Genomic DNA, 23121 nt, shown 5'->3' on the forward strand with positions numbered 1-23121 from the left:
GACGTCCCGGCTGTCGGCGCCTGCCCGTAGGCTGGGCAGGACATGAGCAGCCCCCACCCGATCCCCGGCCTCGAGCACGTCACGCCCCTCGAGGAGCCTCGCACGACCCGCGGCGGGCCGACCCGCGACGAGCTGCTGGAGGGCCTCAACGAGCCCCAGCGCGCGGCGGTCGTGCACGCGGGTGCACCTCTGCTGGTCGTCGCCGGTGCGGGCTCCGGCAAGACCCGGGTGCTGACCCGGCGCATCGCCTGGCTGATCACCGAGCGCAAGGCCCACCCCGGCTCGATCCTCGCCATCACCTTCACCAACAAGGCCGCGGCCGAGATGAAGGAGCGCGTCGAGGAGCTGGTCGGCAAGCGCGCGCGGATCATGTGGGTCTCGACGTTCCACTCCGCGTGCGTGCGGATCCTGCGCAAGGAGATCACCGCCCTCGACTTCGACGGCACGTCGTTCAAGTCCAACTTCTCGATCTACGACGCGGCCGACTCCAAGCGGCTGATGACGCTGGTCCTCAAGGACCTCGACCTCGACCCGAAGAAGTACCAGCCCGGCGCGGTGCTCCACTGGGTGAGCAACCACAAGAACGAGCTGCGCGACCCCGAGGAGGCGGCCAAGGACGCGCGCAACTCCTTCGAGGAGGCCTACGCAGCGGCGTACACCAACTACCAGCGGCGCCTGCGCGAGGCCAACGCGCTCGACTTCGACGACCTGATCATGCTGACCGTCCACCTGTTCCAGACGCTGCCCGACGTGCGGGAGAACTACCGCCGGCGCTTCCGGCACGTGCTGGTCGACGAATACCAGGACACCAACCACGCGCAGTACGCCCTGATCCACCAGCTCTGCGGGCAGGACCTCGAGGAGGGGCGCCCGGTCGAGGACACCCCGAGCGAGCTGATGGTCGTGGGCGACGCGGACCAGTCGATCTACGCGTTCCGCGGCGCCAACATCCGCAACATCATGGACTTCGAGCAGGACTTCCCGGACGCGACGTCGATCCTGCTCGAGCAGAACTACCGCTCGACCCAGACGATCCTCACCGCCGCCAACTCGGTGATCAGGAACAACGCGAGCCGCAAGGACAAGCGGCTGTGGTCCGACGCCGGCGACGGCGAGCGGATCGTGGGGTACGTCGCCGACGACGAGCACGACGAGGCGCGGTTCGTCTCCGAGGAGATCGACAAGCTCGTCGACACCGGCGACGTGAAGGCCGCCGACGTGGCCGTGTTCTACCGCACCAACGCGCAGTCGCGGGTGTTCGAGGAGATCTTCATCCGCACCGGCCAGCCCTACAAGGTCGTCGGCGGGGTGCGCTTCTACGAGCGCCGCGAGGTGCGCGACGCCCTGGCCTACCTCCGGATGCTGGTCAACACCGCCGACGAGATCTCGCTGCGCCGCGTGCTGAACACCCCGAAGCGGGGGATCGGCGACCGGGCCGAGGCGTGCGTGCAGGCCCTGGCCGAGCGGGAGCGGATGTCGTTCTGGGAGGCGCTGGTGCTGGCCGACCAGGCGCCCGGGCTGGCGACGCGGTCGCTGAAGAACATCCAGGGCTTCGTCGCGATGATCCAGGAGCTCCAGTCGATGGTCGCCGCGGACGAGCGGGCCGACGTCATCCTGGAGTCCGTGCTCGAGCGGTCGGGCTACCTCGCCGAGCTCGAGGCGAGCGACGACCCGCAGGACGAGACCCGCGTGGAGAACCTCGCCGAGCTGGTCGCCGTCGCCCGCGAGTTCTCCGACGACCCTCAGCCCGGCCCGTCCGCCGACCCGACCGAGGTGGAGGCCGGCACCGTCGCGGTCACCCTGGGCGACTTCCTCGAGCGGGTCGCGCTGGTCGCCGACTCCGACCAGATCCCCGACGCGCCCGACGGCGAGGACGCCGGCGTCGTCACCCTGATGACGCTCCACACGGCCAAGGGCCTCGAGTTCCCGGTCGTGTTCCTCACCGGCCTCGAGGACGGGGTCTTCCCGCACCAGCGCTCGCTCGGCGACCAGCCCGAGCTGGAGGAGGAGCGGCGACTCGCCTACGTCGGCGTCACCCGCGCCCGCGAACGCCTCTACGTCTCCCGCGCCATGGTGCGCTCCGCCTGGGGTGCGCCCTCGCACAACCCGGCCTCGCGGTTCATCGACGAGTTCCCGGTCGACCTCGTCGACTGGCGGCGCACCGCCCAGGCCATGACGCGCTGGGGACGACCTGACCTCGCCGCCAGCTCACCGGCGCGGCTGGGTGCGCCCACCGACGCCGGTCGCCGCAACTTCTCCGCCGCGGCCGCCCGCGCCGACGTGATGGCGAAGTCCAAGCCGGCGCGCGAGATCCCCTCGCTGGAGCCGGGCGACCGGGTGCTGCACGACTCGTTCGGGATGGGCACCGTCGTCGCGCTCGAGGGGGCCGGCGACAAGTCGGTCGCCTCGATCGACTTCGGGTCCGAGGGCGTGAAGCGGCTGCTGCTGCGCTACGCGCCGGTCGAGAAGCTCTGATCCGAGCCGCGCCGGCGGTGCGTGAGCCACGGTTCGGGGCTCAGGAACGTGGCTGGCTCACCGCTGCCGGGCGGGTCGTGCGGCTCGGTGAGGCAGCCGCAGGCTACGGCGTGACGCCGTGCTCGAGGAGAGCGGTGAAGGGGTCGACCGGGTCGCCGGCGCCGGGGCGGACCTCGAGGTGGAGGTGCGGGCCGGTGACGTTGCCGGTGGCGCCGACGAGGCCGATGGTCTCGCCGCCGCGCACGGTGTCACCGACGCTGACGAGGAACGACGTCTGGTGGCAGTACCACAGCTCGGTGCCGTCCTCGAGCGTGACGACGGTCTTGTTGCCGTAGGACCCGTCGTAGCCGACCTCGGTCACGGTGCCGTTGGCGATCGCGTGGATCGGGGTGCCGGTGGGGGCGGAGAAGTCGAGCCCGGTGTGGACGCTGGACCACAGGTAGCTCGAGAGGCCGAAGGTGGCGGTGATGCGGTAGCTGTCCAGCGGGAGCACCCACTGGTTCTCCTTGATCTTCGCCGACTGCCGCTCGGCGGCCTTCGCGAACTGCTGGAGGGCCGCGTGCTGCTGCTCGGCCTGGGCCTCGGCCTCGGCGACGAGCTTCTCGTTGGCGGCGTCGGTGGCCGCGTCGCGACGCGAGTCGCGGGAGACGATCGCGTCGCGGTGACCCACCGGCGCGACGTTGGCGAGGCTGGTGCTGCCGGCCGCGGCCGGGGCGCCGGTGCTGGAGGTGACCTGGCCGACCAGGTCGGCGTCGGACGCGCTGACCGCGCCGCCGGCCGAGACCGCCAGGGCCGCCACGCCCACGATGATCGGGGCGGACGGCAGGGCACGCAGGAGGGGGTGGCGAGCAGGCTGCTTGACGGCCTTGCGTCGACCCGCGACGGGTGCTGCCGAGGTTTCGCGGCGGGGGCCGCGTTGCGCTCGGTGGTTGCCCATAGATGGTCCTTTGTGCGGGGGATTCGCCGGTCAGGCGACGACAGACTGTAACGGAAAGGTCACGGCCTCCGAAATCCTCGGTGACCCGATTGTGGACGACCCGTCCGTCGCTTCGCAGCGGTTCACCGTACTTGCCGGTGGGAGCACGCTCACCCCCGGGCGGCCTGATAGCGGTCCAGCGCCTCGCGCCGCTCGTCCGCGTGGTCGACGATCCGCCGGGGGTAGTCGTGCTCGTAGCCGACGTCGGAGGTCCACGGCTCGTGCGCCGTCCTGCCCGGTAGGTGGGCGAGCTCGGGCACCCAGCGGCGTACGTAGTCACCCGTCGGGTCGAACTTCTTGCCCTGCGTCACCGGGTTGAAGACGCGGAAGTACGGCGATGCGTCGGTGCCCGTCCCGGCCACCCACTGCCAGCCGTGGTTGTTGGACGCGACGTCGCCGTCGAGGAGCAGCGAGAGGAAGTGGCGCGCGCCCACCGGCCACCACACGTGCAGGTCCTTGGTCAGGAAGGACGCGGTGATCATCCGCACCCGGTTGTGCATCCAGCCGGTGTCGCGGAGCTGGCGCATCCCGGCGTCGACGATGGGATAGCCGGTTGTGCCGGTGCGCCACGCCTCGACGGCGTCCTCGTGGTCGTCGTAGCGCATGCCCTCCAGGGCCGGCTTCAGGTCGGACCACGCCGACTCGGGCGTGTGCCACAGCACGTCGGCGTAGAACTCGCGCCAGGCGATCTCGTTGGCGAAGGTCGAGCGTGTGTCGATCTCCGCGAGCAGGGAGCGTGGGTGCACGACGCCGAGGTGGAGGTACGGCGAGAGGCGGGACGTGCCGTCGTGGTCGGGCCGGTCGCGCTCGTCCTTGTACGTCGCGAGGCCGTCGTCGCGGAACGAGCGCCACCGCCGCCAGGCCGCGTCCTCGCCGGCGCCCGGCAGGTCGAACGGCGCGTCGGCCACGGCCTTCTCGAGCATGGTCACGGCCTTCTGGTGCGAGTCCGCGTCGACGAGGTCGGGGGAGCGCGGCGTGTGCGCCGGCTCCGGCCAGCCGCGCTCGCGCCAGGCCTTCGAGAAGGCGGTGAAGACCTGGTACGGCGATCCGCTGCCGTTCAGCACCAGCCCCGGCCCGACGGCGTAGGGCGACCCGGTGGCGACCAGCTCGACCTTCTCGCCCACGGCAGCGTCGCGGCGCACACCGAACGGGGTGGTCTCGGCGGAGACGTGGAGCCGCTCCGCCCCGACCTTGTCGGCGAAGGCCGGGACGACGTCCAGCGGGTCGCCGTACCGGATGGACAGGGGGATGCGCTCGGCGAGCGCGAGGACGTTGGCGGCCAGCCAGGCGCGGCGCGCGTCACCGGCGCCGGACCACAGGACCGGGTCGACCACGAAGAGCGCCGCGGCCGGGCCGTCGTCGAGCGCGGCGAGGAGCGCGGGGTTGTCCCGCACCCGCAGGTCGCGGCGGAACCACATCACCGAGGGCCGTGCACTGGTCATGGCGATCACCGTAGCGACGAGGTGATCAGGGCCACCGCCCCCGACCTCGATGTGACCCGGCCAACAGGTCTAGGGTGCCGAGAGGAATTCCCGGACGCAATAGCACACAAAAGGACTGGGTACGTCGTGGACTTGATGGAGTACCAGGCGAAGGAGCTCTTCGCCAAGCACGGAGTGGCAACCACTCTCGGAAAGGTCGTCGAGACCGCCGAGGCCGCGAGGGCGGCCGCGGAGGAGCTGGGCGGCGTGACCGTCGTCAAGGCTCAGGTCAAGGCCGGTGGACGAGGCAAGGCCGGCGGCGTGAAGCTCGCCAAGACCGCGGACGAGGCGTTCCAGTACGCCTCCGACATCCTGGGCATGGAGATCAAGGGACTGACGGTCAACCGCGTCCTGGTCACCCCGGCCACCCCGCCGGTGGAGGAGTACTACTTCTCCTTCCTGCTCGACCGCGCCAACCGCTCGCACCTGTGCATCGCCTCGGTCGAGGGCGGCGTCGAGATCGAGGAGGTCGCCAAGACCAACCCCGAGGCCGTGCGCCAGATCCGGATCGACGCGATCGAGGGCGTCACGCCCGAGAAGGCCGCCGCGATCGTCGACGAGGCGAAGTTCCCCGCCGAGCTGCGCGACCAGGCCATCGACATGGTGCAGCAGCTGTGGAAGGTGTACGTCGAGGAGGACGCGACGCTCGTCGAGGTCAACCCGCTGGCGCGCCTGGAGGGCGACAAGCTCGAGGCGCTCGACGGCAAGGTCTCGCTCGACGAGAACGCCGAGTTCCGCCACGAGGACCACGCCGCCTTCGAGATCCGCGAGGAGGCCGACCCGCTCGAGGCGAAGGCCAAGGACAAGGGCCTCAACTACGTCAAGCTCGACGGTGCCGTGGGCATCATCGGCAACGGCGCCGGCCTCGTCATGTCCACGCTCGACGTGGTCGCCTACGCTGGCGAGAAGCACGGCGGCGTCAAGCCCGCCAACTTCCTCGACATCGGTGGCGGCGCCAACGCCGAGGTGATGGCCAACGGCCTCGACGTGATCCTCAACGACGACCAGGTCAAGAGCGTGTTCGTCAACGTGTTCGGTGGCATCACCGCGTGCGACGAGGTCGCCAACGGCATCAAGGGTGCCCTGGAGATCCTCGGCGACGCGGCCACCAAGCCGCTCGTCGTCCGCCTCGACGGCAACAACGTCGAGGAGGGCCGCCGGATCCTCGACGAGCTGGACCACCCGCTGGTGACCCAGGTCGACACGATGGACGGTGCGGCCGACAAGGCCGCCGAGCTGGCGAACGCCTGAGGACGGAGAGAATCCCATGAGCATCTTCTTGAACAAGGACTCCAAGATCATCGTCCAGGGCATGACCGGCGGGATGGGTGCCAAGCACACCACCCTGATGGTCGAGTCGGGCGCCAACATCGTGGGCGGCGTCAACGCCCGCAAGGCCGGCACCACCGTCGAGCTCGGCGGCAAGGAGCTGCCCGTCTTCGGCTCGGTCGCCGAGGCGATGAAGGAGACCGGCGCCGACGTGTCCGTCGCCTTCGTGCCGCCGGCGTTCACCAAGGACGCAGCGATCGAGGCCATCGACGCCGAGATCCCGCTCCTCGTGGTGATCACCGAGGGCGTGCCCGTGCAGGACACGGCCGAGGTCGTGGCCTACCAGGAGGGCAAGTCCACCCGGATGATCGGCCCCAACTGCCCCGGCATCATCACGCCGGAGGAGTCGCTGGCCGGCATCACGCCGCACACCATCGCGGGCAAGGGCCCGGTCGGCCTCGTGTCCAAGTCGGGCACGCTGACCTACCAGATGATGTACGAGCTGCGTGACTTCGGCTTCACGACCGCCATCGGCATCGGTGGCGACCCGATCGTGGGCACCACGCACATCGACGCCCTCGAGGCGTTCGAGAACGACCCCGACACCAAGGCGATCGTGATGATCGGCGAGATCGGCGGCGACGCCGAGGAGCGTGCGGCGGCGTACATCAAGGACAACGTCACCAAGCCCGTCGTCGGGTACGTCGCCGGCTTCACCGCTCCCGAGGGCAAGACCATGGGCCACGCCGGCGCCATCGTGTCCGGCTCCTCGGGCACGGCGCAGGCCAAGAAGGAAGCCCTCGAGGCCGTGGGCGTCAAGGTCGGCAAGACGCCGTCCGAGACCGCCGCGCTGATGCGGGAGATCCTGCAGGGCCTCTGACCCCCCGGGTCTCACCGTCGCAGGTAACGCCACACACCACGCACTCCCGCCACCGCTGATGGTGGCGGGAGTGCTGCGTTCGTGGCGTTACCCGAGCCTCGGGCCCGGCATCAGCAGCCGGCGCGCGCGAACTCGCACATCGAGGCGGCGAGGTGACGGCCCACCCGGGTCTGCTTGCGGATCGTCGGTCGGAGGCTGCCCAGCGTGCCCTCGCCGCTCGCCTCGGTGACCAGCACGCCGGAGCCCACCCGCACGACCTGGATCGCGCTCGCGCCCAGGCTTGTGGAGTAGGTGAGGCTGAACGTGAACGAGTCGTAGCCGGTCTGCGCCGCCCGGCCCGTCCACTCCGTCCACTGGCGACCCGCGTCGGGCCGGTCCACGCAGGCGCGGATCGTGCGTCGGACCGCGGCCACCAGGCGCACCGCCGCGCGGGCGTTGCGCAGGACGACGAGCTCGCGCGCGTCGGCGTACTCCGGACCGGTCGCCCGCACCGCGAGCCGCTCGCTCACCGCGCCGGTGCGCAGCGGCCAGGCCGCCCTGTCGCACGCCCGCAGCTCCATCACGCCGTCGCCGTCGGCCGAGGCGGTGGGCTGCTCGCCCGACTCGTTCTCGGCGATGCGCCACGTCAGGGGGAAGTCGTCGGGGATCGGGGTGGGCGCCAGTGCCGAGGCGGGTACGGCGAGGAGCGTGAGCAGCAGTCCGAGGAGGGTCGCGAGCAGTCTGGTCATGTCCAGCACCCTCCCACGCTCAGCCGTCGGCGAAGATCGACATCGCCGCCACGATGGTCTCCAGCTGCTCGGCCTGCTCGCTGATGCCGTCGTCGAGGCTGGTCCTCGGGTCCCACTCGGCGTACGCCGACGTCACCAGGAGCGCCCGGCCCACCCGCACCACGTCGATGATCTCGGCGCCGATCCCGATCGCGCCGTCCTGCTCGTAGGTGTGCAGCACTGTCGCGGCGTCGGGCCCGAGGGTCGAGTCGCGGACCTCGGTCAGCAGCCGCGAGCCGGGGCCGGTCTCCTGCGCCGGGCAGGCGGCCGCCGCCGCGCGGATGTCGTCGAGGACGGCCGCGGGCGGGTCCGCGTCGTCGAAGAGCATGAGGTCACGGGTGGAGGCCGACTCCTCGCCGCTGGCCTCGGCCGCGAGCCGGTCCGCAGGCTTCAGGCCGCGCAGCGGCTTGCGCCCGCAGAAGTCGAGCGCCCGCATCCCGATGGTGCGCGGGGACACGTCGACGCGGTCGTACATCGCCATGCCGTCCGCGAGCGGGAACGACTCGGGGATCGTCGTGGCCGACGCGCTCGGGCTGGCCGAGGTGGACGCGGACGGCGCACCGGGGGTCGAGGCGGGGGGAGCCTCCTGGCTGCAGCCGGAGACCGTCAGGGCGAGCGCGCACGCCAGGACGAGGCGCCTCATCTCCCACTCCTCTCCGTCCGGGGCCGTCTCGGGGGAAGACGTCGCGGGGGAGGTGTTTTGTTGTGGGCGGGCTCAGCGCGCGCTGGGCAGGTCGCTGAGCCGCTCGAGCGCCCGCTCGGCGACGCGTGAGAAGTCGTCGCGGGTCATGGTCATCCCCTCGGCCGGGGTGAAGCCGACCTGGGAGACCGCGTTGCCGTCGCGCATGATCGCCATCCAGAACTGGATGGTGCGGTTGTCGGAGATCTCGATCCCGAGGTCCCACACCGTCAGCTCGACGTCCTTGCCCTGCCGGTTGATCAGGGTGCCGACCGAGGTGCCGAGGTTGGCCTCGCCGCACTGGCGGATCCGGTTGCGCACGTCGCCGACGAACGACCGCGCCTTGCGGAGCTGCATGGTGGCGACGGTCTGGGTGAGGCCGAACGTGTCGACCTTCTTCTTGGCGGGGAACAGGAACGTGCGCGTCAGCGTGTGCTTGAGGCCCTTGCCCGTGAACTGGGTGTTGTCGCAGCGGGTCGCGGCGAAGTTGGTGCGCGCCCGCTCGGGGTCCGTCCCGACCCACGGCCCGACGGCCCCGGTCACGGGCGGCAGGTCGACGGCAGCGAGCAGGCCGGCGGGGCGGCCGACGGGGTAGGGCTGGGCCGTGCGCACCTTGGGCGGCCCGGCGCACGAGCCGGCGCCGGGAGAGCCGCAGGTCGCGTTGACGGCGGCGGCGAGGCCGGCGGCGGCGGTGCGGGCGCTGACCGGGGCGCCCGTCGAGCGCACCAGGGTCGTCACCGTCAGCCGGCCGGTGCGTGCCACGCCGACCGCGATCCGCTCGGGGGTCTTGGTCCACGTGCGCAGGGTCAGCACGGTCGCCTCGTCGCCCACGCGCGACACCGCGTCGGTGGACAGCAGCTGTGCGCGGGAGTCGGCGCACGCGGCGTACCAACCGCGGGCGGTCTCGAACGCCGCCTGCGCCCGCCTGGCGTCGGCGGACATCTCGACGAACTCGACGGCGGTCGCCCGCTCCTCGGTCACCCTCGTCCTGGTCGTGCGCGCCTTCTTGCCCTTGCCGGAGCGCGACTTCTTCACCACCTCGGCGGTCCCGGTGAACGAGCGCACCATGGCCCCGGCGCCCTTCGGGTCGGCGAAGCGGGTCTGCTGGCAGGGCATGACCAGTCCGTCGCCCTCGAGGTTGTCGGAGGTCTCGTCCTCGCTCCACGCCAGGCCGCGGCCGTAGCGCGCGAGCTGGTCCTCGCCGAGCAGGCTGTCGGGGTCGATGGCGACGGCCGCGGCGGCGGACCCCTCGCGCAGCGTGATGCCGGGCAGCGCCGTCTCCTGGTCCAGCGAGCTCGGCTCGGCCCCACCCGAGGACACCACCGAGCCGGCCACGAGCATCGCCGCGATCGCGGCGACGGAGCCGACCAGCGCGTGCGTACGCCGCCGGGCGGTCCCGGTCCGGCGCACGATCGTGCTCCGCGGCCAGCGTGTGCCGACCAGCGGCTCCCGCAGCGCGTCGAGCACCAGCCGGACGTCGGTGCTGGGCACGGACCGGGCCATCGCGAAGCGTGAAGTGGCCCGCTGCAGCGCCTGCTCGGTGTCGCCGCGGGGGAGGCCGACCTCGCGGGCGATCTCGGAGAGCGACAGGGGGGAGAGGCTCGAGAGGACGAGCGTCTTGCGCTCCGGGCCGGTGAGCTTGGAGAGCGCGTCCAAGGTGGCCCGGACGTCGTCGTCGACGCTCCTGTCGCGGTGCCAGGGCCGGGCGGCGTGCCGGTGCAGGGCCCGGCTGTGGGCGTGCGTGCGCACCCACGCCTCGGGGGCGCCGAGGCGGACGACCTTCGGCCAGTGGTGCCACGCGACCGAGAAGGCGTCGCGCACGGCGGTGCGGGACGCGGGGATGTCGCCGGTCAGCGCATACGTCTCGAGCAGGAGGCGATCACGCGTCTCGGCGTAGAACGCGTCGAACGCTTCGGGGCTCCTCATGACCCCTCCAACGGTACGGGGTCGCGGCGTGGCAGCGCGAACGCCCTGACCCGTCGGGTGATGATGGCGGAGCCATGACCTCCCTCCTCCTCGACCGCCGTGACCGACGAGACCGTGCCGGGAGCCCGCGGGCCCAGCGCCCGCTGGTGCTGATCGCGACGCTCGGAGGGGCCGCCGCCGCGCTGGCGCCGCTGCTGGTGTGCGCCGCGGTGGGGATCATCGGATGGTTCGCCGCCGACGCCGGGGCCCACGGTGCTCCGCGCGACGGCATGCGGATGGGGGCGCTGGCGTGGCTGATGGCCCACGGCTCCGGCATCACGGTCAACGGGGTGCCGGTCGACGTCGTCCCGCTCGGGCTCACGGCGGTCTGCGCCTGGTCCATGTGGCGCATCGGCCACCGCGTCGGCGACGCGCTCTCCAGCCACGGCCCCGACGCCGACCGCATCTCCGACGGCGAGCGCGACCTGACCGTGCCGACGGCGGTGGCGATGTTCTTCGTCGGCTACGCCGTCGTCGCCGTCGTGGTCGCCACCCTGAGCGCCACCGCCGAGACCGCGCCGAGCGTGCCGGGAGTGCTGACGTGGAGCCTGGCCATGACGCTGCTGGTCGCCGGGCCGGCGATCAGCATCGGCACCGGGCGGGCCGCGATCTGGGCGACCTTCGTGCCGGCGGTCCTGCGCCAGGGCCTCGCGACCGGCCTCGTGGTGCTCACGGCGTTCCTCGTGGTGTCCACGCTCGCCGTCCTCGTCTCGCTCGCCCTGGGGGTCGGCGAGGCAGCGACCATGATGAGCCAGCTCCACCTCGGGGTGGGCGAGGGCGTGGTCTACGCGGTCGCCAACGCCGCGTTCCTGCCCAACGCCACCATGTTCTCCGGCTCCTTCCTGCTCGGGCCCGGCTTCGCCGTCGGGGCCAACACGCTCGTCTCGCCGGGCGCCGTGGTCCTCGGACCGCTCCCGCTGTTCGCGCTGCTCGCCGCGCTCCCGGGCGCGGGCGCCACCGGCCCGCTGGTGTCCTCCCTCGTCTGGGTGCCGCCCCTCGTGGCCGCGCTCGCCACGATGTGGTGGCACCGGCGCCACCCCGCGCCGACCTGGCTGGAGGCCGCGCTGCGCGGCTGCGGAGGCGGGATCGTGGCGGGGGTCGCCCTCGCCGTGCTCGCGTCGGTCGCCGGCGGTGCCGCCGGCCCCGGTCGGATGCGCCACGTCGGGCCGTTCGTCCCCGACGTGCTGGTCGCCGCCATCACGGCGTTCGGCCTCGGTGGCCTCGTCGGCGCCGTGGTCACCCTCTGGTGGCAGCGCAGGCGAGCCGCCGAAGCGCCCTAGGATCCGGCGGGTGACCACTCGCCTCGTCGTCCTCGTCTCCGGTGCCGGGACCAACCTCCAGGCCCTGATCGACGCGTGCGCCGATCCGGCGTACGGCGCCCGCGTCGTCGCCGTCGGCGCCGACCGTGACGACATCGAGGGCCTGGCCCGCGCCGAGCGCGCCGGGATCCCGACCTTCGTCCGCGAGCTCGGCCAGTTCTCCTCGCGCGACGACTGGGACCGCGCGCTCGCCGACACCGTCGCCGGCTTCGAGCCCGACCTCGTCGTGCTCGCCGGCTTCATGAAGCTGGTCTCCGAGGACTTCCTGGGCCGCGTCACCACGGTCAACACCCACCCCGCGCTGTGCCCGTCGTTCCCCGGCATGCACGGACCGGCCGACGCCCTGGCGTACGGCGTGAAGGTCACCGGCGCCACGTTGTTCATCGTCGACGGGGGAGTCGACACCGGCCCGATCATCGCCCAGACCGTGGTCCCGGTGCTCGACGACGACAGCGTCGAGACCCTGCACGAGCGGATCAAGGGCGCCGAGCGGCTGATGCTCGTCGACACGGTCGGCCTGATGGCTCGCGACGGCTGGGAGCTGGACGGTCGGCGCGTACGGCTAGGGTGAGACCACACGACTGGCGCAGGTGGGTGACCACCAGGGAGTGAAGCCAGGGAGCATCGAACGCCTGGGTGCTCCCCTCCGCATCGACTGTGGGAGCAGCCCCGTGTCCGAACGTCTTCACGACCAGATCCCGATCAAGCGCGCGCTGGTCTCCGTCTACGACAAGACCGGGCTCGACGAGCTCGTCCGCGGTCTCCACGACGCCGGTGTCGAGCTCGTCTCCACCGGCGGGTCGGCCGCCCTGATCGAGTCGCTCGGCCTGCCCGTGACCAAGGTCGAGGACCTCACCGGCTTCCCCGAGTGCCTCGACGGCCGCGTCAAGACGCTGCACCCCCGCGTGCACGCGGGCATCCTGGCCGACCGCCGCCTCGACTCCCACGTCCAGCAGCTCGCCGACCTCGGTGTCGAGCCGTTCGACCTGGTCGTCTCCAACCTCTACCCGTTCACCCGGACCGTCGCCTCCGGTGCCTCGCCCGACGAATGCGTCGAGCAGATCGACATCGGCGGACCCTCGATGGTCCGCGCGGCGGCCAAGAACCACCCGAGCGTCGCCATCGTCACGTCTCCCGAGCGGTACGCCGACGTCCTGGCCGCCGTCGCCGCCGGGGGCTTCACGCTGGCGGCCCGGAAGGCGCTGGCTGCCGAGGCGTTCGTGCACACCGCGACGTACGACGTGCACGTGGCGTCGTGGATGGGCAACGTGCTCACCGACACCTCCGAGGGCACCGGGTTCCCGGCGTGGATGGGCGCGACGTGGGACAGGTCCGCGGTCCTGCGCTACGGCGAGAACCCGCACCAGAGCGCCGCCCTCTTCTCCAACGGCTTCCTCCCCGGCGGTCCCGGGCTCGCGCAGGCGACCCAGCACCACGGCAAGGAGATGTCCTACAACAACTACGTCGACGCCGACGCGGCCCGCCGTGCGGCGTACGACTTCGACGAGCCGGCCGTGGCGATCATCAAGCACGCCAACCCGTGCGGCATCGCGATCGGCGCGGACGTCGCCGACGCCCACCGCAAGGCGCACGCCTGCGACCCGGTCTCGGCCTTCGGGGGCGTGATCGCCACCAACGTGCCCGTCTCCGTCGCGATGGCCGAGCAGGTCGCCGAGATCTTCACCGAGGTCGTCGTGGCACCGGGCTACGAGGACGGCGCGATCGAGGTGCTCGCGGCCAAGAAGAACATCCGGATCCTGGAGTGCGCGCCGCTCGCTCGCGGGGGCGGCGACATGCGCGCCATCTCGGGCGGCCTGCTGCTGCAGGGGCGAGACGTCATCGACGCGGACGGGGACGACCCGTCCACCTGGACCCTGGCGACCGGCACCGCCGCCTCCGACGAGGTCCTCGCCGACCTCGCCTTCGCGTGGCGAGCGTGCCGCTCGGTCAAGTCCAACGCGATCCTGCTCGCCGCCGACGGCGCGTCGGTCGGCGTGGGGATGGGGCAGGTCAACCGGGTCGACTCCTGCCGCCTCGCGGTCGAGCGGGCCGGGGACCGGGCTGCCGGCTCGGTCGCCGCCTCCGACGCGTTCTTCCCCTTCGCCGACGGCGCCCAGGTGCTGATCGACGGCGGCGTGACCGCGATCGTGCAGCCCGGCGGGTCGGTGCGCGACAGCGAGGTGGTCGAGGCGGCGGAGAAGGCGGGCGTCACGATGTACTTCACCGGCACGAGGCACTTCTTCCACTGATGCTGCGGTTCCTGCGGGGGATCGTCCCGCCGACGAAGCTCGAGCGCGACCTGGCGCTCCAGTCGGTGCTGTCCGCCTTCGCGACCGGGTCGTTCCTCACCGGGACGGCCGTCTTCTTCACCCAGATCGTCGGGCTGACCGGGTCGCAGATCGGCCTCGGCATGTCGGCGGCGGCCTTCGTCACCCTCGCGCTGTCGATCCCGCTCGGACGGCTCACCGACCGGGTCGGGGCCAAGCGGCTGTGGATGATCAGCGCGTTCGTCGAGGCGCTGCTCTACCTCGCCTGGCCGCTCGCCGCCGGCTTCGTCTCCTTCGTCCTCCTGCTGGCCGTGCTGGCCTGCGTGGAGACCGCGGGGCGCTCGGCGCGCAACGTCTACCGGATCGAGGTCTTCCCGCGCGACAAGCGGGTCGCGGCGATGGCCTACCAGCGGGCTGCCCGCAACGTCGGCTACACGCTCGGAGCAGGTACGGCGGGGGTGGCCCTCGGCATCGGGACACGGGAGGCGATCATCGCCGTACCCCTGGTCACCGCCGCCCTGCTCCTCGTCAACGCGGTGATGATCTCGTTCCTGCCGCCGATCCGGCGCACGGTCGAGGTCGCTGCCGGCCCCGACGTGCACGTCTCCCCGGCCGCCCTGCGCAACAGGGGCTTCCTGGCCCTGTCGGTCTGCAACGGCGTGCTGTCCTCCAACCAGGTGCTGCTCAACGTCGTCGTGCCGCTGTGGCTCGTCGAGCGCACCGACGCCCCGCAGACCCTGCTGGCGTGGCTGTTCGGCACCAACACGGTGCTGGCCGTGCTGCTCCAGGTGCGGGCCTCGCGAGGCGCCGACTCGGTCGACGGCTCGCTGCGCGCGGTGCGGTGGTCGGGGTGGGCGTTCGTGGCGTCGTGCCTGGTCCTCAGCGTCACCCACGAGACGGTCGGCTGGGTCTCGATCGTGCTGATCTGGGTCGGACACATCACCATCACCGGCGCCGAGCTGTGGCAGTCGGCGTCCGACTGGGGATTCACCTCCGAGCTCTCCGACCCGAGCAGGATGGGGGACTACCAGGGCGTCTGGGGCCTCGGCTACCAGATCGAGCCCATCGTCTTCCCCGCCCTCTACACCTTCCTCGCCCTCACCTGGGGCGCTCCCGGCTGGGCGGTGATCGCTGCCATCGGCGTGGCCGCCGCGGTCGCGTCGCACCCGGCCGCTCGCGCGGCCGAGAGGTACCTTGCCCGACACGGCGGGCCCGTTCCCGTGACCACCCCGACAAGCTCCCTGGAGACCACGTGACCGCACAGACCCTCGACGGCGCCGCCACCCTGCGCACCATCAAGGCCGAGCTCGCCGAACGCGTCGCCGCGCTCACGGCCCGCGGGGTCACGCCCGGGCTCGGCACGGTGCTGGTCGGCGACGACCCCGGCTCGCACTGGTACGTCGGGGCCAAGCACAAGGACTGCGCCGAGCTGGGCATCGCCTCGATCCGCCGCGACCTGCCGGCCACCGCGACCCAGGCCGAGGTCGAGGCCGTCATCGACGAGCTCAATGCCGACCCCGACTGCACCGGCTTCATCGTCCAGCAGCCGACCGGGCTCGACGAGTTCGCGCTGCTGTCCCGCGTCGACCCCGACAAGGACGTCGACGGGCTGCACCCGACCAACCTCGGCAAGCTGGTGCTCGGCGAGGCCGGGCCGCTGCCCTGCACCCCGGTCGGCTCCATCGAGCTGCTGCGCCGCCACGGCGTGCAGATCGCCGGGGCCGAGGTGGTCGTGGTGGGACGTGGTCTCACCGTCGGCCGTCCGCTCGGGCTGCTGCTGACGCGCCGCTCGGAGAACGCCACGGTCACCCTGTGCCACACCGGCACAATCGACCTCGCGGCCCACGTGCGGCACGCCGACATCGTCGTCGCCGCGGCCGGGGTGCCCGGGATCATCACCGGCGACATGGTCAAGCCCGGTGCGGCCGTGCTCGACGTGGGCGTCTCGCGGGTGGACGGCAAGGTCACCGGCGACGTCGCGCCCGACGTGTGGGACGTGGCGGGCTGGGTCTCGCCCAACCCCAAGGGTGTCGGTCCGATGACCCGCGCCATGCTGCTGAGCAATATCGTGGAGATCGCCGAACAGACCCACCCCGCTTGATGAGGGAGCCCGTGACCGACCCGCTCGAGCCGCCGCTCGACGACCGCGAGGGCCGCGACGTCCCCGAGGACGTCGAACCCGGCGAGCGCGAGATCGTCCCGCCTGAGAGCGTTCCGCCGATCTCGGCCGAGGACCTGGTCGACGGCGACCACCCCGAGGGCGAGCTCGAGGAGCGGCGCTATCCCTCCACGATCGGCGGTGCGTTCTACCTCAGCGTCCTGCTGATCACGGCCATCGGGCTGGCGGTCGCGAGCCTGAGCGACTGGCGCGTCGGCATCCGCATCGTCGGCGGCGGGCTGCTCTTCGCCTCCGCCGTGCGCATGGTGCTCTCGCCCCGCGACGCCGGCATGCTCGCCGTACGCCACAAGGTGCTCGACGTCGCCCTGCTCGCCGGCCTCGGCGCGGCCCTGCTCGTGCTGGCCAGCTCGATCCCGGACCAGCCCGGGCTCTAGCCCTCCGTCAGCGCACGACCGGCAGCACATCCCGCAACGCAACGGGCCCACGAGCAGCTGCTCGTGGGCCCGTTGCGGTGAGGCGTTCGGATCAGATGAGACCCAGCTCGGTGACCGCGTCGCGCTCGTCGGCCAGCTCGGCCGTCGAGGCGTCGATGCGACCGCGGGAGAACTCGTCGATCTCGAGGCCCTGGACGATCTCCCAGTCGCCGTCCTTGGTGGTGACGGGGAAGGAGGAGATGAGGCCCTCGGGGACGCCGTAGGAGCCGTCGGAGACGACCGCCATCGAGACCCAGTCGTCGGCGGGGGAGCCGAGCAGCCAGTCGCGGGCGGCGTCGACGGTGGCCGACGCGGCCGAGGCGGCGCTGGACGATCCGCGGGCGTCGATGATCGCGGCGCCACGCTTGGCGACGGTCGGGATGAAGGTGTTCTCCAGCCAGTCCTGGTCGCCGACGGCCTCGGCGGCGTTCTGGCCGTTGACCTCGGCGTGGAAGAGGTCGGGGTACTGCGTGGCCGAGTGGTTGCCCCAGATCGTCATCTTCGTGATGTCGGTGACCTTCGCGCCGGTCTTGGCCGCGAGCTGCGAGATGGCGCGGTTGTGGTCGAGGCGGGTCAGCGCGGAGAAGCGCTCGGCCGGGATGTCGGGGGCGTTCTTCGAGGCGATGAGCGCGTTGGTGTTGGCCGGGTTGCCGGTGACACCGATGCGGACGTCGTCGGCGGCGACGGCGTTGAGGGCCTTGCCCTGCGCGGTGAAGATCGCGCCGTTGGCCGAGAGCAGGTCGCCGCGCTCCATGCCGGGACCGCGCGGGCGCGCGCCGACGAGGAGGGCGAGGTTGACGCCGTCGAAGATCTTCTCCGGCTCGTGGCCGATCTCGATGCCCGCGAGGTGCGGAAACGCGCAGTCGTCGAGCTCCATGACGACGCCCTCGAGCGTCTTCAGCGCGGGCTCGATCTCCAGCAGCCGCAGCTCGATCGGGCGGTCGCCGAGCAGCGAGCCGCTGGCGAGGCGGAAGAGCAGGCTGTAGCCGATCTGACCGGCCGCGCCGGTGACGGCGACCTTCAAGGGAGTGGTGCTCACGAAGACTCCTGTAGGCGAAGTGGGTGGAGGTGGATCTGCCCGCGACGCTAGCAGCGGCGCTGCCGGTCGGACCCACGAGGGTGACTGGCATTCTGCTCCCATGCCACACCCCGCCCCGACGCCTCGGCGTCTCGTCCAGATCGCGGTCATCGGGCTCGTGGCGGCGACGGCGGGGTGCGGGGTGGGGGAGCCACGCTCGATCGATCCGGCCGGTGTCGATGGTCTCGAGATCCCGACGCCGACCCCCGAGCCGGCCGACTTCGTGCGCCGCGTCGACAACCCCTGGTTCCCTCTCCCCGCCGACGGGGAGTGGGTCTACGAGGCCGAGGACGGCCCCTCCGTCACGGTCCGGGTGACGGGCAGCGACCTGATCGCCGGCGTGAGCACGACCGAGGTCTCGACCACGGTGCAGCGCGCCCGGCGCGCGGTGACGAGCGTCGACTACTACGCCCAGGACCGTCGCGGCAACGTCTGGTCGTTCGGGTCGGACGACTGGCGTGCGGGCGTCGACGGCGCCCAGGCCGGGCTGGTGATGCCGGCGACGCCGCGGGTGGGGGACGGCTTCGTCGAGGAGTACGCCGCCGGCCTCGCCGAGGACCGCAGCGAGGTCCTCGACGTGGCGGCCACGGCGTCCGGACCGGCCGGCTCGTGGACCGACCTCGTCGAGATCGCGGGGACGAGCGCGCTCGACCCCGCGGCCAGCGACCTCCGCTACTACGCGCCCGGCATCGGCCTGGTGCGCACCGAGTCGGCCACCGGCGTCAGCTCGCTGGCGTCCTCGACCCTGGGTTGAGCCTCAGTCGGGGCGACGCACCTGGGTGCGGCCGTCCTCGCCGTCGTCCTCGATGGGCTGGCCCCACTGCTGGGCGGGCGGCTGCTGCTGGGCGGGCGGGGCGTAGGGGTCGGCCGCGGGCTGGCCCCACTGCTGCGGCGGCGCCTGCTGGGGTGCCTGCTGCGGCGCGGGCTGCGCGGGCGGCTGGGCCTGCGGCTGTCCCCACTGCTGGGCGGGCGGCTGCTGCTGGGCGGGCGGGGCGTAGGGGTCGGCGGCCGGCTGGCCCCACCCCTGCTGCGGGGCGGGCGCCTGCCACTGCTGCTGGCCCTGGTTCCACTGCTGCTCGTAGTTGGCCGGGGCGGCGTAGCTGCGCTGCTGGCGGCCGCCGCCGAAGCTGAGGCCGGAGCCGGCGACCGGCTCGGCGCCGTGGCCGAAGACGAGCGGGTAGGTGAGACCGGCGATCGCGGCCCCCACCAGCGGGGCGACGATGAACAGCCACAGCTGGATGATCGCGTCCGTCCCGCCGAAGACGCCGACGCCGATCGAGCGAGCGGGGTTGACCGAGGTGCCGGTGGCGCCCATCGAGGCGAAGTGGATCATCGCGAGCGCCAGGCCGATCGCGAGCGGGCCCATGACGGCCTGGAACTCGTTGCGCTGGTCGGTGACCGCGAGGATCACGAACAGGAAGACCATCGTCATCAGGGCCTCGAGCACGAAGGCCGCCCACATCGCGTAGCCCGAGCCCTCGGAGCCGAAGGCGTTGGCGCCGATGCCGCCCTCGGCGGTGTAGCCGTCGAAGCCGTGCATCAGGCCGAAGAGGGCGGCGCCGGCGACGAGCCCGCCGAGGAGCTGCGCGCCGATGTAGACGGGCGCCGAGCTCCACGGGAGGCGGCCGCCGAGGATGGCGCCGAGGGTGACGGCCGGGTTGAAGTGACCTCCGGAGATGCGCCCGACGGCGTACGCCATGACGACCACGGTGAGTCCGAACGAGAGGCCGGTGGCGATGTAGTTGCCACCGCTCATCAGGGCGGCCCCGACGCCGAAGAACACCAGCACGAAGGTGCCGAGCACCTCGGCCGCGAACTTCTGCCCGGTCGTGGACGTCTCGTCGGTGCTGCTGGTTGCCTCTGTCATCAAGCGCTGCCTTCCTGGTGTCGAGCGCCCACCCCCGTGGACCACGGGCACTCTAGCGAGGCGGGGAGCACGGGTGCGAGGCTAGACGCGCACCTCGTCAGGTATCTTGACATCAAGTTAGTTTTCTCGTGTCGAACACATCGTCCTAGGAGCGCGTCGTATCCATGGCCAAGATCATCTACACCCACACCGATGAAGCGCCGATGCTGGCGACGTACTCCTTCCTGCCGATCGTCGCGGCCTACGCCAAGACCGCGGGGGTGGAGGTCGAGACGCGCGACATCTCGCTGGCCGGCCGCATCATCAGCCAGTTCCCCGAGCGCCTGACCGAGGAGCAGCGCCTCGACGACGCGCTCGCCGAGCTGGGCGAGCTGGCGACGAAGCCCGAGGCCAACATCATCAAGCTGCCCAACATCTCCGCCTCGATCCCGCAGCTCAAGGCCGCGATCAAGGAGCTCCAGGACAAGGGCTACGACCTCCCGGCCTACCCCGAGAACCCGCAGTCCGACGAGGAGAAGGCGACCCGCGCGAAGTACGACAAGGTCAAGGGCTCGGCGGTCAACCCGGTCCTGCGCGAGGGCAACTCCGACCGGCGCGCGCCCGGAGCGGTCAAGAACTACGCGAAGTCGCACCCCCACTCGATGGGTGCGTGGAGCGCCGACTCGCGCACCAACGTCGCCACGATGGACGCCGACGACTTCCGGCACAACGAGAAGTCGGTCGTCGTCGCCGCCGACGACACCCTGCGCATCGAGCACACCGCCGCCGACGGCACGGTGACCGTGCTCAAGGACGAGCTCAAGGTGCTGGCCGGCGAGGTCCTCGACGCCACCGTGATGCGCGTCGGCGCCCTCAACGAGTTCCTCACCGCGCAGGTCGCGCGGGCCAAGGCCGACGACGTGCTGTTCTCGGTGCACCTCAAGGCCACGATGATGAAGGTCTCCGACCCGATCATCTTCGGCCACGTCGTCCGCGCCTTCTTCCCGAAGACGTTCGCGGCGTACGGCGACGCGCTCGCCGCCGCCGGCCTCAGCCCCAACGACGGGCTCGGCGGGATCATGGGCGGGATCGGTTCCCTGGCCGACGCCGACGCGATCAAGGCCTCGTTCGAGGCCGAGCTCGCCGACGGCCCCGCGCTGGCCATGGTCGACTCCGACAAGGGCATCACCAACCTGCACGTGCCCTCCGACGTCATCGTCGACGCCAGCATGCCGGCGATGATCCGCACCAGCGGCCACATGTGGGGCCCCGACGGCAACGAGGCCGACACCCTCGCCGTCATCCCCGACTCGTCCTACGCCGGCATCTACCAGGCCGTCATCGACGACTGCCGCGCCCACGGCGCCTTCGACCCCTCGACCATGGGCTCCGTGCCCAACGTCGGCCTGATGGCCAAGGCGGCCGAGGAGTACGGCTCGCACGACAAGACGTTCGAGGCCACGGCCGACGGCACGATCGCGATCGTGGCCTCCAACGGCGACGAGCTGCTCAGCCACACCGTGCAGACCGGCGACATCTGGCGCGCCTGCCAGACCAAGGACGCCTCGATCCAGGACTGGGTCAAGCTCGCCGTCACCCGGGCCCGCGCCACCGGCACCCCGGCGATCTTCTGGCTCGACGAGACCCGCGCCCACGACGCCAACCTGATCCAGAAGGTGCAGGCCTACCTCCCGCAGCACGACACCGCGGGGCTGGACATCACCATCGCCGCCCCGGCGGACGCGTGCGCGACCTCGATCGAGCGGATCCGCCGCGGCGAGGACACCATCTCGGTGACGGGCAACGTGCTGCGTGACTACAACACCGACCTGTTCCCGATCCTCGAGCTCGGCACCAGCGCCAAGATGCTCTCGATCGTCCCGCTGATGAACGGCGGCGGCCTGTTCGAGACCGGCGCCGGTGGGTCGGCGCCCAAGCACGTCCAGCAGCTCGTCAAGGAGAACTACCTGCGCTGGGACAGCCTGGGCGAGTTCTTCGCGCTCGCGGCCTCACTCGAGCACCTCGCGGGCTACGACGACAACGCGCGCGCCCGGATCCTCGGCGACACCCTCGACCGCGCGACCGAGACCTTCCTCAACGAGGACCGGTCGCCGGGTCGCCGGCTGGGCACGATCGACAACCGCGGCTCGCACTTCTACCTCGGGCTCTACTGGGCCGAGGAGCTCGCCAAGCAGACGGAGGACGCCGACCTGGCCGCCGCCTTCGCCGCGCTCGCCGGCACGCTGCGCGAGAACGAGTCGACGATCGTCGAGGAGCTCAACGCCGTCCAGGGCTCGCCCGCCGACATCGGCGGCTACTACGAGCCCGACGATGCCTTGGCCGAGAAGGTCATGCGCCCGAGCGCGACCCTCAACGAGGCCATCGCCTCTCTGTGAGCCGACTGCGTGCCGCGGGCCCGTCCGCGGCACGCACCCGCGCCCGCTGGGCGTTCTGGATCATGATCGCGGTCAACGCCGTCATGCTGTGGTTCTACCTCGGCATGGCGGCGTCGGTCGGTTGGGGTGCCCGCGCCCTCGACCACGACACGCTGCAGGCCTGTGCCTCGCGCGCGTTCGAGGGTGACGCCGTCTTCGTCGGTCGCGACGACGTCGGCGAGGTCCGCTACGTCGGCGACGCGACGATCCGGTTCACCGCGACCTTCGAGGTGTACGGCGACGAGGGGCGCTCGGTCACCTCGAGCGAGATCCAGTGCACCGTGGAGGCGGCCGGCGACGACAGCGACATCGGCGACCAGCTGGCGGTCGTCCGCGCGACGGTGGTGGGCTGATGCTGCCACCGCAGTCACGCTGGGTCGGGCTCGTCGGCATCGCGATCGGCAACGCGCTGCCGCTCCACCTCGTGTGGACCGGGCAGCTGCAGATCCCCGACCTCGTGCTCGTCTACTTCCTCGAGCTCGTGCTGTCCTACGCCGTGATGTTCGCCTCGCGGCCGGACCGTCGCTGGCCCGTCCAGGAGACCGGCGACCAGTGGAGGACCGTCGCCGCCATGCTGCTCGGTGCGCTGGTCCTCGGGCCCGTGCTGGCCATCCACACGTTCGGCCCGGTGACCTGGGACACCACGACCCTGTGGGTCGTCGGCGTCGCGCTGGCGAGCTCGGTCGTCGGCTACGCCGCGTCGATCTGGCGCAAGGGCGAGCGATGGCGCGAGGGCGCGTTCGGTTCCTTCGCGTGGCGCTTCGTGCTGATGGTCGTCGCCCTGATGGCCTCGAGCGCCGGGAGGTCGTACGACCGCCTGCTCGACGCCGGCTGGGAGCCGCACCACCTCGGCAACGGGTGGGCACTGCCGGCCGGCGAGCTGCTCACCCGGCTCGCGCTGGCCCTCGAGCTCTCGCCGGTGGTCGTCGCGGCCGGGATCCTGTGCTCCTACCGCCTCGTCAGCGAGGTGCTGCACGAGGTCGCCGACATCTTCGGGGACGAGGCGGTCGCCGTCGGCACGCACGTCCGGGAGTGACCCTGGGACGCGTGCCTCGGGGAATTGGACGAGGTCCGCGCGCCTTGGACAATGAA

General features: G+C 71.9%; 20 protein-coding genes and 1 riboswitch. Of the genes, 13 read left to right on the forward strand and 7 right to left on the reverse strand.

Annotated elements, in window-relative coordinates; all coding sequences use genetic code 11:
• Positions 1-42 precede the first annotated feature (42 nt).
• Positions 43-2475 (forward strand): DNA helicase PcrA, encoded by a 2433-nt coding sequence (gene pcrA / locus C7S10_RS07125; protein ID WP_108343708.1) that lies wholly within the window; start codon positions 43-45, stop codon positions 2473-2475.
• A gap of 103 nt (positions 2476-2578) precedes the next feature.
• On the opposite strand, the gene C7S10_RS07130 is transcribed toward pcrA, so the two are convergent.
• The gene (locus tag C7S10_RS07130; protein WP_108343709.1) at positions 2579-3412 is read right to left on the reverse strand and encodes a M23 family metallopeptidase; all 834 of its coding nucleotides are present in this window, start codon (positions 3410-3412) and stop codon (positions 2579-2581) included.
• Between the two features lie 149 nt (positions 3413-3561).
• On the reverse strand, positions 3562-4893 hold the full coding sequence (locus C7S10_RS07135; RefSeq protein WP_108344027.1) for a cryptochrome/photolyase family protein: 1332 nt from the start codon (positions 4891-4893) through the stop codon (positions 3562-3564).
• Positions 4894-5019: 126 nt separating this feature from the next.
• On the opposite strand from C7S10_RS07135, the gene sucC reads away from it, so the two are divergent.
• Entirely contained in the window at positions 5020-6183 is a 1164-nt protein-coding gene (gene sucC / locus C7S10_RS07140; RefSeq protein ID WP_108343710.1) for an ADP-forming succinate--CoA ligase subunit beta, read from the forward strand.
• A gap of 16 nt (positions 6184-6199) precedes the next feature.
• On the forward strand, positions 6200-7081 hold the full coding sequence (gene sucD / locus C7S10_RS07145; RefSeq protein WP_108343711.1) for a succinate--CoA ligase subunit alpha: 882 nt from the start codon (positions 6200-6202) through the stop codon (positions 7079-7081).
• A gap of 110 nt (positions 7082-7191) precedes the next feature.
• Here sucD and C7S10_RS07150 read toward each other — a convergent pair whose 3' ends face one another.
• The 3 genes from C7S10_RS07150 to C7S10_RS21910 form a co-directional block, all read right to left on the reverse strand.
• Positions 7192-7809, reverse strand: a complete 618-nt coding sequence (locus tag C7S10_RS07150) for a hypothetical protein (protein WP_133176454.1) — start codon at positions 7807-7809, stop codon at positions 7192-7194.
• A 19-nt stretch (positions 7810-7828) separates the two neighbouring features.
• Positions 7829-8491 (reverse strand): hypothetical protein, encoded by a 663-nt coding sequence (locus C7S10_RS07155; RefSeq protein WP_108343713.1) that lies wholly within the window; start codon positions 8489-8491, stop codon positions 7829-7831.
• 72 nt (positions 8492-8563) lie between these two features.
• Positions 8564-10453 carry a SigE family RNA polymerase sigma factor gene (locus tag C7S10_RS21910; RefSeq protein ID WP_114327787.1) on the reverse strand — a complete coding sequence of 630 codons (1890 nt, stop codon included), beginning with the start codon at positions 10451-10453 and terminating at the stop codon, positions 8564-8566.
• A gap of 74 nt (positions 10454-10527) precedes the next feature.
• Between C7S10_RS21910 and C7S10_RS07180 the strand changes: the two genes are divergently transcribed.
• The 6 genes from C7S10_RS07180 (at position 10528) to C7S10_RS07205 (ending at position 16631) form a co-directional block, all read left to right on the forward strand.
• Positions 10528-11772, forward strand: coding sequence for a cell division protein PerM (locus tag C7S10_RS07180; protein ID WP_108343717.1), 1245 nt, complete (start codon positions 10528-10530; stop codon positions 11770-11772).
• A gap of 10 nt (positions 11773-11782) precedes the next feature.
• Positions 11783-12382, forward strand: a complete 600-nt coding sequence (gene purN / locus C7S10_RS07185; protein WP_108343718.1) for a phosphoribosylglycinamide formyltransferase — start codon at positions 11783-11785, stop codon at positions 12380-12382.
• Positions 12379-12456: riboswitch (ZMP/ZTP riboswitch) on the forward strand. (Overlaps the previous gene by 4 nt.)
• A gap of 26 nt (positions 12457-12482) precedes the next feature.
• On the forward strand, positions 12483-14060 hold the full coding sequence (purH, locus tag C7S10_RS07190; protein ID WP_108343719.1) for a bifunctional phosphoribosylaminoimidazolecarboxamide formyltransferase/IMP cyclohydrolase: 1578 nt from the start codon (positions 12483-12485) through the stop codon (positions 14058-14060).
• A complete protein-coding gene (locus C7S10_RS07195) occupies positions 14060-15334 on the forward strand; it encodes an MFS transporter (RefSeq protein WP_207769268.1) in 1275 nt (424 codons plus the stop codon). The genes purH and C7S10_RS07195 overlap by 1 nt, the downstream gene beginning before the upstream one ends.
• Entirely contained in the window at positions 15331-16179 is an 849-nt protein-coding gene (locus C7S10_RS07200) for a bifunctional methylenetetrahydrofolate dehydrogenase/methenyltetrahydrofolate cyclohydrolase (protein WP_108343720.1), read from the forward strand. The genes C7S10_RS07195 and C7S10_RS07200 overlap by 4 nt, the downstream gene beginning before the upstream one ends.
• 11 nt (positions 16180-16190) lie before the next feature.
• Complete coding sequence (locus tag C7S10_RS07205) at positions 16191-16631, forward strand: DUF3017 domain-containing protein (RefSeq protein WP_114327788.1); 441 nt, start codon at positions 16191-16193, stop codon at positions 16629-16631.
• 91 nt (positions 16632-16722) lie between these two features.
• Here the strand turns inward: C7S10_RS07205 and C7S10_RS07210 are convergent, their stop codons facing one another.
• Entirely contained in the window at positions 16723-17709 is a 987-nt protein-coding gene (locus tag C7S10_RS07210; protein ID WP_108343722.1) for a malate dehydrogenase, read from the reverse strand.
• Between the two features lie 100 nt (positions 17710-17809).
• On the opposite strand from C7S10_RS07210, the gene C7S10_RS07215 reads away from it, so the two are divergent.
• Positions 17810-18502 (forward strand): hypothetical protein, encoded by a 693-nt coding sequence (locus tag C7S10_RS07215; RefSeq protein ID WP_108343723.1) that lies wholly within the window; start codon positions 17810-17812, stop codon positions 18500-18502.
• A 3-nt stretch (positions 18503-18505) separates the two neighbouring features.
• Here C7S10_RS07215 and C7S10_RS22495 read toward each other — a convergent pair whose 3' ends face one another.
• On the reverse strand, positions 18506-19615 hold the full coding sequence (locus tag C7S10_RS22495) for an aquaporin (protein ID WP_207769269.1): 1110 nt from the start codon (positions 19613-19615) through the stop codon (positions 18506-18508).
• 164 nt (positions 19616-19779) lie between these two features.
• On the opposite strand from C7S10_RS22495, the gene C7S10_RS07225 reads away from it, so the two are divergent.
• From C7S10_RS07225 to C7S10_RS07235, 3 genes are read left to right on the forward strand one after another with little or no spacing between them, the layout of a single operon-like run.
• Positions 19780-21990: an NADP-dependent isocitrate dehydrogenase gene (locus C7S10_RS07225; RefSeq protein WP_108343724.1), complete on the forward strand. Its 2211-nt coding sequence runs from the start codon at positions 19780-19782 to the stop codon at positions 21988-21990.
• Positions 21987-22382, forward strand: coding sequence for a hypothetical protein (locus C7S10_RS07230; RefSeq protein ID WP_108343725.1), 396 nt, complete (start codon positions 21987-21989; stop codon positions 22380-22382). The genes C7S10_RS07225 and C7S10_RS07230 overlap by 4 nt, the downstream gene beginning before the upstream one ends.
• Entirely contained in the window at positions 22382-23065 is a 684-nt protein-coding gene (locus C7S10_RS07235; protein ID WP_108343726.1) for a hypothetical protein, read from the forward strand. Before C7S10_RS07230 ends, C7S10_RS07235 begins: the two co-directional genes overlap by 1 nt.
• Positions 23066-23121 lie beyond the last annotated feature (56 nt).

Origin of the sequence: Nocardioides currus, assembly GCF_003057875.1 — a bacterium.
GTDB lineage: Bacteria > Actinomycetota > Actinomycetes > Propionibacteriales > Nocardioidaceae > Nocardioides > Nocardioides currus.